At 66.4% G+C, this 11,610-nt stretch carries 9 protein-coding genes; 7 read left to right on the plus strand and 2 right to left on the minus strand.

Going from position 1 to position 11,610, the window contains the following annotated elements; translation table 11 throughout:
* Positions 1–29 precede the first annotated feature (29 nt).
* Positions 30–566, plus strand: coding sequence for a GtrA family protein (locus JS531_RS01595; RefSeq protein ID WP_214311732.1), 537 nt, complete (start codon positions 30–32; stop codon positions 564–566).
* Between the two features lie 90 nt (positions 567–656).
* On the opposite strand, the gene JS531_RS01600 is transcribed toward JS531_RS01595, so the two are convergent.
* Positions 657–2,012, minus strand: a complete 1,356-nt coding sequence (locus JS531_RS01600; RefSeq protein WP_217625616.1) for an MFS transporter — start codon at positions 2,010–2,012, stop codon at positions 657–659.
* A gap of 487 nt (positions 2,013–2,499) precedes the next feature.
* Between JS531_RS01600 and JS531_RS01605 the strand changes: the two genes are divergently transcribed.
* Both JS531_RS01605 and JS531_RS01610 read left to right on the plus strand, forming a co-directional pair.
* A complete protein-coding gene (locus JS531_RS01605) occupies positions 2,500–3,159 on the plus strand; it encodes a histidine phosphatase family protein (protein ID WP_214311740.1) in 660 nt (219 codons plus the stop codon).
* A gap of 49 nt (positions 3,160–3,208) precedes the next feature.
* Entirely contained in the window at positions 3,209–4,201 is a 993-nt protein-coding gene (locus tag JS531_RS01610; RefSeq protein WP_214311748.1) for a hypothetical protein, read from the plus strand.
* Between the two features lie 4 nt (positions 4,202–4,205).
* Here JS531_RS01610 and JS531_RS01615 read toward each other — a convergent pair whose 3' ends face one another.
* Positions 4,206–5,492 (minus strand): substrate-binding domain-containing protein, encoded by a 1,287-nt coding sequence (locus JS531_RS01615; protein WP_214311751.1) that lies wholly within the window; start codon positions 5,490–5,492, stop codon positions 4,206–4,208.
* 281 nt (positions 5,493–5,773) lie between these two features.
* Here JS531_RS01615 and JS531_RS01620 point away from each other — a divergent pair, with 281 nt between their 5' ends.
* From JS531_RS01620 to nagA, 4 genes are all read left to right on the plus strand, one after another.
* Positions 5,774–7,333: a glycoside hydrolase family 30 beta sandwich domain-containing protein gene (locus JS531_RS01620; RefSeq protein WP_214311753.1), complete on the plus strand. Its 1,560-nt coding sequence runs from the start codon at positions 5,774–5,776 to the stop codon at positions 7,331–7,333.
* 295 nt (positions 7,334–7,628) lie between these two features.
* A complete protein-coding gene (locus tag JS531_RS01625) occupies positions 7,629–8,624 on the plus strand; it encodes an AEC family transporter (protein WP_214311760.1) in 996 nt (331 codons plus the stop codon).
* Positions 8,625–9,184: 560 nt separating this feature from the next.
* Positions 9,185–9,997 carry a glucosamine-6-phosphate deaminase gene (nagB, locus tag JS531_RS01630; protein WP_214311762.1) on the plus strand — a complete coding sequence of 271 codons (813 nt, stop codon included), beginning with the start codon at positions 9,185–9,187 and terminating at the stop codon, positions 9,995–9,997.
* 137 nt (positions 9,998–10,134) lie between these two features.
* Positions 10,135–11,445: an N-acetylglucosamine-6-phosphate deacetylase gene (gene nagA / locus JS531_RS01635; protein ID WP_214311771.1), complete on the plus strand. Its 1,311-nt coding sequence runs from the start codon at positions 10,135–10,137 to the stop codon at positions 11,443–11,445.
* Positions 11,446–11,610: the final 165 nt, after the last annotated feature.

Genomic DNA, 11,610 nt, shown 5'->3' on the forward strand with positions numbered 1-11,610 from the left:
CCTTTGTGAGAAAACTGATCGCACAGCTTATGAAATTCGGCATCGTCGGCGTGATTGCCTTCATCATCGACTGGGGCATCCTCAACATCCTGGTCGGCGTGTTCCACATGCACAACGTGATCGCCGCCACCATCTCGTTCATCATCTCGCTGATCTTCAACTATCTGGCGAGCATGAAGTTCGTGTTCAAGCATCGTGACGACATGGCCCGCTGGATGGAGATTGTCATCTTCGTCGTGGGCGCGGTGATCGGCCTGTTCATGAACGACGCGATCATCTGGATCTCCACCTACGGCATGAACCATGACGCGTTCGTCAGCCAGCACGCCGAGTACCTGCTGCGCATGAACATCGGCAAGCTCGTCGCCACCGCCGTGGTGATGGTGTGGAACTTCCTCATCCGCAAGTGGCTGCTCGACGACACCCATACGAACGCGATGAACCGTCTCAAGTCCGCGGAGAACCGCCTCACCCCCGAGCAGCTCGAGGAGAAGTGGCAGAACAGCTTCTCGCACAAGCTGGGCGTCTGGTCCATCGAGCACACCCCCAAGGGCTGGCCGAAGTAGGCTCAGCTCCAGCCGGAGTCACGAAACCCCACCACGGTACACCGGGTGGGGTTTCACATTTCGAAAAGACGGTCCATGGCCGTCCCGTCGTCACACGCTGACCTCGGTGAGCGTCGGCTGTTCGGTGGAGGTCTTGATCTGCTTCAGACCCACGAGCGCGATCGCGAGCGATCCGATCGCCAACGCGGTCACGACCATGAAACCTCCGTGCGAGCCCATGCGGTCGATGAACTGTCCGGCGATCGCCGAGCCGGCGGAGGAGCCGATCGAGTTCATCGCGCCCATCCACGCCATGCCTTCGGTGAGGCGCGAGGGCGGCACCAGGTGCAGCATCAGCTGGTTGCCGTTGATCCACGTGGGCGCCTGGCAGACGCCGATCACCAGATAGATGATCATGATGACCCACAGGTGCTTCGCGAACATGAACGAACCGATGCCGATGTTCACCACCGCGAGGCAGAAGTAGAACCGCTTCCACAGGGGGATCGTCCAGTTCTTCGCGCCGTACACGAGCGCGCCGCACAGCGAGCTGAACGAGAAGCACGCGAACACGAAACCGGTGTATTGCTTCATGTTCGCCTCGGTCGCGAACGCGATGATCGAGATGCCGGCGGCGGATTGGAACGCGCCTAGACCGAACCAGGTGACGCACACGGCGATGAGGCCCGGACCCCAGATGGAGGCCTTGCCCTTGCCGGTGCGGGCCTCGGCCACCGCGCGTTCGATTGCACGCGTGATCACGGTCTCGTCGGTCACGCCCTGTTCGGTGAGGCGGCGCCGCGTCTCCTCGGCGGTGGTCTCCGCCTGCAGCGCCTCGGCCTTGGCGGCCTCGCGGGCGCGGTATTCCTTGCGGCTGATGCCTTCGGCGCGCGCCAGATCGGTCTGCGAGGGCGGTTCGGTCGTGAGCTCCGTCAAGAACATGAGCGCGCCGACCACCACGCATACGCCGGTGAACGAGAACGCCAGCAGGCCGGAGATCACGGCGAGCGTGGAGGCGAGCGGGTTGCCCACCACCCACATGCACTCGTCGAGCACGCCGCACAAGCTCAGCGCGCGGTTCGTGGCTTCGCGGTCGCCCTTGAGCAGGCGCGTCCAACGGGCGCGGCTCATCGCACCCCACGGCGGGATGGCGGCGAGCAGCGGCGTCAGCGCGTACAGCACCCATTCCGGCGCACGGTTCGTGATGGCCGTGGTGAGCGCCACCGCGGAGACGATCCACACGATGATCGTGGGGATCGAGACCTGACGCTGGCCGAACTTGTCGGTGAGCTTGCCGAGCAGCGGCGTGGAGAGCGCCAGCGCGATGGCCTGGATGGCGGTGAGCATGCCGGCGAGCGAATAGTTGCCGTAGTAGTGCTGCACGGAGATCGTGATGGTCATGCCGACCATCGGGAACGGCATGCAGGCGATGACCCCGCCGATTGAATAGCGTGCGGTGTGCGGCATGCGCAGCAGTTCGGCGTAGCCGCCGAACACCTTGCGTCCGATGTCCCCGAGGGCGGCGGCGATGCCGGCGCGCGGCGCGCTTCCGGCCTGTCCGGTTCGCCCGGTCCGTTCGCCCGGTTCGGTCCGTGTGCCGCGGATCTCCTCCGTGGTCGTGTTCGTGTCGTTGATGGTATTGCGTTCGGACATGACGGCATCTGCTCCTTTCCGCTCCCGATTGGATGTCCCCCGCAGGCGTGGCGTTGCCTACGGAGCCCTCATCGATACTGATGTGCTGTCCTGTTGGTCGCGCAAAGGTCGCGCGGCACGCCACCGGCCTCGATGACGGTTCGGTGCGTCCCGCGTTTTTGCGTCGCGGCCACTCTACGTGAGAGTGTCCGCCGACACGCGGTAGATTGGAGTGCATATGCGTTCCGTTCACGGCATCGTCACGCACCCTTCGGTGCGACGGCCGCGAACCCCAGACAGTCCCCGCAGAAGGAGGCAGGCGATGACCGCCACCACCATCCATTTCGTCCGTCACGGCAAGGTCTACAACCCGGACCACCTGCTCTACGAACGCCTTCCCGACTTCCATCTGTCGGACAGGGGCCGCCGCATGGCCGAGGCGACCGGACGGTACATCGCAGACAGTCCCCAGATGAACACCGTGTCGGCCGTCTACTCGTCGCCGCTCGACCGCACGCGCGAAACCGCCGGCGCCATCCTCGACGCGCTGAACCCGGTGCGCGAGGCGCGAGGCGAGAAGCCGCTGGAACTCGTCACGGACGAACGCGTCATCGAAGCGGGCAACGAGTTCCGCGGCAAACGCATCGGACACGGCGAAGGCGCGTTGTGGCGCAACGGCAACTGGAGGCTGGTGCGCAACCTGTGGCGTCCCAGCTGGGGCGAGTCGTACGCGCACATCGCCGCGCGCGTGGGCGACTTCGCACGCGAGAAGGTCAGGGAGCACGCCGGCGAACAGATCATCGTGGTGAGCCACGAATCGCCGATCTGGTCGTTCCGGCACCTGCTCGAGACCGGACACGCCGAACACTGGATGTTCCTGCGCAAGACGGCGCTCGCCTCCATCACGTCGATCACGTTCGACAGCGACACCGGCCGTGTGATGTCCATCACGTATGTCGACCCCGCCGCCGACGTCGAGTGAGCGCACACTAGAATCAGGTGTCGAAAGCCGACGCAAAGGAGCTTGGGGAATGACCTTCGAACTGAACGATGACGTCGTGGCGCGCGTGGCTGCGCTGCCGTCCGTACGCGAGGCCGCCGTCGCGGGCGCGCGGCTCGTCGCGCTGTGGCCGCTGACCGAGGCCATGCACATGGACAACGACGCGAAATACGCCGAGAACCTGCAGGTGCGCGTCACGCGCGCGTTCGCGCGCATCGTCACCGGCGAGGACGTGACCGTGCCGGACGCCGAATACGTGTACGAGGGCGCGGACTCGATTCCCGGCCGTCCGCAGCGGATCGTCGACGCGCTGCTCGCCGCCAACGACGCGTACGACGCGATGTCGGGATTCTCCGAGTCCGGCGACGCGACGCTCGTCGACGAGGCTGCCGAGTCGCTTGGCGTCGCGTGGAACGACGCCGCTTCCGTGCGCGTGCATGAGGTGCTGGAATCCGTCGAGGCCGCCGTGAACGACGGCGCGTTCGACGAAGGCGCGTACGCCGTGCCGTCCGGCGAAGGGTTGTCCGCCGACGGTTCCGCCCCTGCCGATGACGCGTTCCGGCCGTCCGACGCGCTGGCGGAGGCGCTGGCCCACCGGTTCGCCGTCGCGCTCATCGTGTGCGATGCGCTGCTCGACGCGGTGGCGGACGGAGATGCGCCGTCCTCCAACGACGCCGTCCGCGCCGCGCTGCCGCTGCTGCTCGTCGTCAACGAGCTGCGCGAACAAATCGCCGTGCCGCGCATCTTCCTGGGCGACGATCAGATCCGCGGACTGCTCGACGTGCGCGCGAAGGCCGCCGACCCCGCCGGCGTATCCGAGGGGACGACCGTCGACGCCGTCGCCGCCTACATCGCGCCGCTCGCGGCCGCCGAATGGGCGAAGCACCGCGAGGACGTGCTGTGGGACCCCGCCCTGGCCAAGAAGAAGGCCAAGGAGGAGGACGAGAAGCGCAACAAGGAGGCGCTTGCCGCCAAGTTCGCGCACGTCAAGGACGATCCGAACAAGGAAACCGTGGAGCTGTAGGGCGTCACGCCTGCTGCGCCGGCACATCCACCACGGAGCCGCGGTCGATGAGGTTCGGGTCGACGAGCGTGTGCCTGGTGGCGGAGTCCGGGTTCTGGATGCGGTGGATCAGCGTGCTGATGGCCGCCTCGGCGAGGTCCTTGTCCGAGGAGCGCAGCACGGTGAGCGGGCGTGAGCTCGGCGTGGCGAAGCCGTCCACGGAGATCAGCGACACGTCCTCGGGCACGTGACGTCCGCGGCGTTCGAGCGTCTGTGCGATGGCGATGGCCAGATAGTCGGAGTGGACGAGCATGCCGGTGACGCCGGAGAGCAGGATCTTGTCGACGATGCCGTTGACGCCCTTGGTGTCGTACGGCTGGATGCCGTCGAAGATGAACGGGCATTGGATGAGGTCGGTCTCCTCCACCACGTCGCGCCAGCCTTCCTGGATCATGTCGGAGGTGGGGGTGTCGGTGAATGCGGCGCCGACGAACCGGTGCCCATGGCGGATGAAGTGCGTGGCGGCCTTGCGCACGCCGTAGGGGTGGTTGGTGCGCACGGTGTCCACGTAGTCGGCGGTGAGCAGCGGCAGGTCGCGTTCGATGACGACGGTGGGGATATCGGCGTGCGCGATCCAGTCCCAGGTGCGTTTGCCGGTCTCGGGATGCGAGTTGGGGGCGACGATGAGCCCGCAGACCGTGGGGTCCTGGGTGAGGTCGGTGAGGATGTCGTCCTCGCGCACGTCGGTGTCGTAGGTGCTTTCGCGGGTGATGATGCGCAGGCCCATCCGGGAGGCGATGGTGCGCATGTTGTCGATGACGCCGGGCCAGAAGAAGCTGGGCTCGGGCAGCATCACGCCGATGGCCGGCTGGTCGCCGCCGAGTTCGGGGGAGTGGAGGACGGGTTTGACGGCGACGCCTCCCGTGAGGGTGCGTTCGGTCAGCGCACCGGAGAGGATGGGGTTGGCCGCGGGCGCGGCATGCTCCTCGGAGCTGCCGATGGACATGGCGCCGCCGCGCACGCGTTTGAGCAGCCCGGCCTTGCTGAGCACGGTGAGGTCGCGTCGGATGGTGATCTCGGTGGTGTTGAGCATCGTGGCGAGTTCGGGCACGGTGGCCACGCTTTGGCGGGTGAGCAGGCTCAGGATGGCGTCCTGCCGTTCCGCGGGGAGGAGGTCGCGCTTGCCGGCGGGTTGGGCCGTGGCCGTCGTTCCGGCCGTCGTTCCGGTCGCGTCCGTCATGTTCGTCACGTTGGCCGTGCTGGTGGCGTTCGTCATGCTGGTTTCGTTGGTGTTCGATGCGGTGTCTGCCATGGTACTGCTCTGTCGCTTACTACTGCATTGTCCTGCTGATGACCGGTTGATGCGATGCTGTGCGCATTCATGATCATTAGTGACACTAATGGTAGGTGGTGGGCTCGAAAACGACGTAAGGGGGTGTGGCGTGGTGGGTTTGCTGGGCGACACGCTGAACAAGCATGATTGGACTTGATTAAAAATGATTGAAAGTGCTATAGTGTGAATCGTTCACGGGAACGGTACGGAGACGTGCCGGGACCGGAAGGATGTAATAGGCACCACACCTAAGGACCGAAATGAGCAAGTACAGCAACGAATTCTGGACCGTCACCTCCGGCGACCTCTCCCAGCGCCGCGAGACCCTGCCCGCCCCCGAGGTCGTCAACGACCCGGGCGACGCCGCCAAGATCGTCGTCGACCTGGCCGACCGCAAGCAGCCGTGGCTCGGCGCCGGCGCCGCCATCACCGATGCGGCCGCCTCCCTGATCTGGAACTCCATGGACGCCAAGCAGCGCCACGAGTTCCTCGACGACTGCTTCAACCCGGACAAGGGCGGCTTCTCCGTCATCCGCATCCCGCTCGGCTCCTGCGAGCCGGCCGCACAGCCGTACTACACCTACGACGACCTGCCCTTCGGCGAGCATGACAACCTGCTCACCAAGTTCTCCCTCGGCACCGGCGAGCCCGGCGCCCCGGACGCCACCAAGGACTTCAAGCACATCATCCCGGTGCTGCTCGAGATCCTGAAGATCAACCCGGCCATCAAGATCATCGCCTCCCCGTGGTCCGCCCCGGCGTGGATGAAGAACACCGGCCACCTGTGCCAGGGCGGTCACCTGCGCTTCAACGAGTGGACCGGCAACGGCTTCGACCCGATGCACGACTCCTTCGAAGGCACCTACGCCCGCTACTTCGTCAAGTACGTCCAGGAAATGGAGAAGATCGGCATCCCGATCTGGGGCGTCACCGTCCAGAACGAGCCGTCCAACGCCCCGAAGTGGCCGGCCATGATGTGGACCCTCAAGCAACAGGCCGAGTTCGCCGCCAACTTCCTGCGTCCGGCGTTCAACGACACCTACCCTGAGATGCGCATCTTCATCAACGACGACTCCATGCACAACCTGCAGTGGAAGGTTCGCGACATCGTCACCCCGGACGAGGCCGCCGCCGTCGATGGTCTGACCTTCCACACCTACGAAGGCCCGTACACCAACGTCTTCAACGCCAACCGCTCCTACAGCCACTGGCTGTTCGGCATGACCGAGCGCCGCTGCATGATCGAGGAGACCCCGGAGGACGCCGCCCACATCATGTCCGGCATCATCGGCAACTGGCTGGTCCGCACCGGCGAATCCTTCATCGCTCTGTGGAACCTCGCCCTCGACGAGCGCGGCCTGCCGAACCAGGTCGGCGCCACCGGCCGCCGCGGCGTCGTGACCATCCAGCACGAGACCGGCGAGGTCATCCGCAACCTCGAATACTTCATGCTCCGCGCCTTCGGCCAGGACGTCGAGCCCGGCTCCGTGGTGGTCCGCTCCTCCAACTACACCCCCGACGGCTGGTCCGGCGGTCTTGGCTCCGTGGCCTTCCTCGCCCCGAATGGCGACGTGGCCGCCCACATCTACAACCCGACCGGCAAGCCGCTCGAGGCCGCCTTCACCATCAACGGCGAGGGCAACCGCTGGCAGAAGGTCACCGTCCCGGCCTGGGGCACCGTGACCGTCCACAAGGGCAACGGCCCGCTCAACGAGTCCACCGTTCCGGAGGACGGCAAGTTCGACCTCAACCCGGCGCCGACCCACCTGCTCGGCGATGTGGCTCCGGGCAAGGTCCGCGTCTGGGGCGTCGACGAGTGATGCCCTTCCGGCCGGTTCCCGCCGGCCGGAATTACCGGGGGAAGGCCCATGCAGGATGGCGAAGGAGGTGCCGATGAACGCCGAACAACTTGAGCGTGACGACGAGTCCCAGGACTGGTCGGCCCTCTTCGCCGGCCTGTCCGCCTGAATCCCTCGCGTCTCTTTGTTCCCTGTACTCCTTTGGTTATGTCACGTTGGGGGCGGTTCCGTTTCGGGCCGCCCCCAACGTGTTTCGCCATATTCCGGTTCCGTTCGCTCATTTCCGTTCGCAAGTTCCCGTTCGCAAGGAGGATCCGTGCTGGCCGTCGCGAAGATACTGACCATCATCCTCATCGGATACGCGCTCAAGCGCATCGGCCTGTTCGGCGCGGGGGAGTACCGCGTGCTGCAGAAGGTGGTGCTCGACATCACCCTGCCCGCCGCCATCGTCTCCTCGTTCGCCACTGGGCACCATGATCTGGGCCTCCTGTGGATCTCCGTGTTCGGGCTTGTATGCGCCACGATCCCGCTCGTCACGATGTTCGTCGTCTCCAGGCGCATGCCGGTGGCCCGCCGCGCGTTCCTCATGCTCAACGGAGCCGGCTTCAACGTCGGCAACTTCACGCTGCCGATCCTCACCACGTTCATCGGGCCGGCCGCGGCCCTGCCGGCCATCATGTTCGACGTCGGCAACTCCATCATGATGTCCGCCGGCAACTATGTGACCACCGCCGCGCTGCTCCACATCGATTCGTCGCGCCCGCTCGCCGGGCAGGTCGGCTCCGATCCGTCCGTCACGGTCGTGCCGCACGAGGCGCCGCCCACCGACCGCGACGCGCGCCGGCTCGCCCGCCGCGCCTTCCTGCGCACCATCGTGCGCAACTTCGTGACCTCCGTGCCGTTCGACGTCTATATGGTCATGACCGTTCTCATGATCGCGGGCGTCAAGCCCCCGATGGCCGTAGCCGATTTCCTCGCGCCGATCTCCGGCGGCAACACCGTGGTCTCGATGCTGATGATCGGCATGATGATGGATATGCCCGGCTCCCGCTGCGATGTGGCCGACGCGCTGATGATCGTGGCCTGCCGGTTCGGCTTCGGCCTGCTGTTCGCGTTCGCCGCATGGCATCTGCTGCCGTTCGACGACATGACCCGCAAGGCCGTCGTGTTCATCTGCTTCGCCCCGGCCGGCATCTTCTCCGCCATCTTCACCGACAAGGTCCTCGGCAACGCCCGCCTGTCCGGTTTCTGCCTGACCGTGATGGGATTCGCCGGCGTTGGGGCCATGGCCGTGGCCAACATGCTGCTGTAGCGCCGCGGCCCGGGAAGGGGTGGGGCCACCGCGGGTCGTTCCGGGAGGCCGATAGTCGCGCCGGGAAACGCGTCACCGCGACTATCGGCCTCCGACAGGTTTTCGGCGGCCGATAATCGCGTCGGAGAGTATACCGCCGCGACTATCGGCCTTTGGGTGACGGCTAGCGGCCGATAATCGCGGCAGCCACCCTGCTTCCGCGACTATCGGCCGTTGACGGATTCCTAGCGGCCGATTGCCGCGGCAGGGGATGCGCTAACGCGACATTCGGCCTCCAGTGAGTGCTCAGCGGCCGATAGTCGCGCTGTGCGGCGTGTCGTCGCGATTTTCGGCCGCTGGGCGAAGTGGTGCGATGAGAGGACGACGGGAGGACGACGACGGAGGGGTGTCGGGTCCGTCGGGGTGTCTCAATCCTTCGCGACGAAGCGTTCTTTAATGTAAAGACTGTTTGCATAAAAGACGGCGCTGGCTTACCATAGTGGGGAAGCAGTATGCGGTTGCGGCCGGGCGACGATGTCCGTCCGCGGAACGCCGATTTCAATGACGAAGGAAGGACATCCATGGCAGAAGTGATCATCGTCAAGAACGAAGCGGAGGCCGGCGAGATCTACGGCCGCTGCGTGGCGGATCTCATCAAGGCCAAGCCGGATGCGGTGCTGGGCCTGGCCACCGGCTCGAGCCCGCTGGCCGCCTACCAGGCGCTCGCCAAGATTGTGCACGAGGAGCACATCGACGTCTCCCAGGTGCGCGGCTTCGCATTGGACGAGTACCTGGGCCTGCCGCTGACCCACCCGGAGTCCTACCATTCCACCATCCACCGCACCGTGGTCGAACCGCTCGGCCTCGACCCCGAGAAGGTCCACGTGCCTGGCGACGTGCTGAACGGCGCGCCTCTTGAGGACGGCGACAAGATCGCCGCCGCCGGTCCCGCGTATGACGCGGCGATCGAGGCCGCGGGCGGCATCGACGTGCAGATCCTCGGCATCGGCACCGACGGCCACATCGGCTTCAACGAGCCCGGCTCCTCGCTCGCCTCCGGCACGCGCGTGAAGACCCTGGCCGAGCAGACCCGCATCGACAACGCGCGCTTCTTCGACGACGACATCAACCAGGTGCCGACCCACTGCATCACGCAGGGCATCGGCACGGTCTTGAAGGCCCGTCATCTCGTGCTGCTCGCGTTCGGCTCGGGCAAGGCCGAGGCCATCGAGGAGACCGTCGAGGGCGGCGTGTCCGCGTTCTGCCCGGCCTCCGCGTTGCAGCTGCACCCGCACGCCACGATCATCATCGACGAGGAGGCCGCGAGCCGCCTGCGCCACAAGGACTACTACCGCTATGCCTACGCCCACAAGCCGGCCTGGCAGGGCATCTGATACGAAGAACCCATGCACGGCCGGTTGCCCCGGTGGATGGTTCCCGGAGGAGCCACCCACCGGGGCAATACTGGTTGTGCACATCGAAGGATCCACGCCGGTCGCACCGGTGTTCAGGCAAAGGAGCATGAGGAACCATGACGGACAGAAGTGAGATCGTCGCGCACGTGACCGCGGCGTTGGAAGGCGAGGTCAAGCCGGTCGCGATCCGCGGGGCGCGCAAGGTGGACGCCCGCGGCGAACAATCGGGCTACTGGGTGGTCTCGGACGCGCGCGGCGTGATCGTGGCCACGGGCGCGGCGGCCGCGGACGGCACCGGCGAGGAGGCGTTCGAGCACGCCTGCCGCACGGTCGGCATCGATCCGGCCGCTCCAGCCGGCTCGGACGGCGCGGTCATCGACGCGGCCGGCCGCATCCTCGTCCCCGGCTACGTGGACATCCACTCGCACGGCGCCTGGGAGAAGAGCTTCGACGACGGTCCGGACGGCATCGACGTGGCCCGGGCCGGCCATGCGGTCCACGGCACCACCCGGCAGGTGCTCTCGCTCATCACCAACCCGATGGACGTGATCTGCCGCAACATCCGCACCGTGCGCGAGAAGATGGCCACCCGCCCGGACATCCTCGGCTGCCACCTCGAAGGCCCGTTCCTCGCCCTGAAACGCAAGGGCGCGCACGACCCGAACTGCCTCAAGGACCCGGTGCCCGAACTCGTGGACGAGATGCTCGACGCCTCGGGCGCCGACCCCGCCGCGCAGCACCTCGGCTGCATCCGCCAGATCACCATCGCCCCCGAACTGGAGCATGGCATCGGCGCCATCAAGCAGTTCGCGGCCGCCGGCGTGGTGCCCGCGGTCGGCCACTGCGACGCCGACTACGAGACCGCCCAGGCCGGCTTCAACGCGGGCGCGGGCATCATGACCCACATGTTCAACGCGATGAACGGACTGCACCACCGCGAACCCGGCCCCATCCCGGCCGCCGTCGAGGACCCGCGCGTCACCATCGAGCTCATCAACGACGGCTTCCACGTGCAGAACCCGATGGTCAAGCTCGGCTTCGGTCTCGCACCCCACCGCATCGCGTTCGTCACCGACGCGATGGCCGCCACCGACTGCCCCGACGGCGCGTACAAGCTCGGCGAACTCGACGTGAACGTCATCGACGGCCACGCGCGACTCGTGTCCAACGGCGCCATCGCCGGCTCTACGTTGACGTTGGAGGTCGCGGTGCAGCGCGCGGTCAACGAACTCGGCTTCAGTCCGGTCGCCGCCGTCGAGGCCGCAACGCTCACCCCGGCACGCGCCTTCGGATTCGACAGGCCCAACACGGTGACCGGCGCGCCGATCGGCCTCATCGCCCCCGGATACGCCGCCGACCTCAACCTGCTCGATGCCGCCGACTGGTCCGTCGAACACGTCTGGTGCGCCGGACGCGCCCTGCGCTGACGACCGGAGCCGACGTTCCGACGTGACCGGACGACGGGACGACGGGACGACGAAGCCCCTTTCCGCGATGCACCGCGGAAAGGGGCTTCGTGTATATATGCCGAGGGGCATGGACCGTACGGCCCATGCCCCTCGGGGATGGTCAGCGACGCTTGGCGAAGTAAT

This window comes from Bifidobacterium sp. CP2, assembly GCF_018555635.1.
Classification (GTDB): Bacteria; Actinomycetota; Actinomycetes; order Actinomycetales; family Bifidobacteriaceae; genus Bifidobacterium; species Bifidobacterium saguinibicoloris.

Excerpts from the sequence above, each read along its gene's own strand:
- JS531_RS01605 (WP_214311740.1), top strand. The coding sequence starts at position 2,500 with ATGACCGCCACCACCATCCATTTCGTCCGTCACGGCAAGGTCTACAAC.
- JS531_RS01620 (WP_214311753.1), top strand. The coding sequence starts at position 5,774 with ATGAGCAAGTACAGCAACGAATTCTGGACCGTCACCTCCGGCGACCTC.
- JS531_RS01595 (WP_214311732.1), top strand. The coding sequence starts at position 30 with ATGAAATTCGGCATCGTCGGCGTGATTGCCTTCATCATCGACTGGGGC.
- nagB (WP_214311762.1), top strand. The coding sequence starts at position 9,185 with ATGGCAGAAGTGATCATCGTCAAGAACGAAGCGGAGGCCGGCGAGATC.
- JS531_RS01610 (WP_214311748.1), top strand. The coding sequence starts at position 3,209 with ATGACCTTCGAACTGAACGATGACGTCGTGGCGCGCGTGGCTGCGCTG.
- nagA (WP_214311771.1), top strand. The coding sequence starts at position 10,135 with ATGACGGACAGAAGTGAGATCGTCGCGCACGTGACCGCGGCGTTGGAA.
- JS531_RS01615 (WP_214311751.1), bottom strand. The coding sequence starts at position 5,492 with ATGGCAGACACCGCATCGAACACCAACGAAACCAGCATGACGAACGCC.
- JS531_RS01600 (WP_217625616.1), bottom strand. The coding sequence starts at position 2,012 with ATGCCGCACACCGCACGCTATTCAATCGGCGGGGTCATCGCCTGCATG.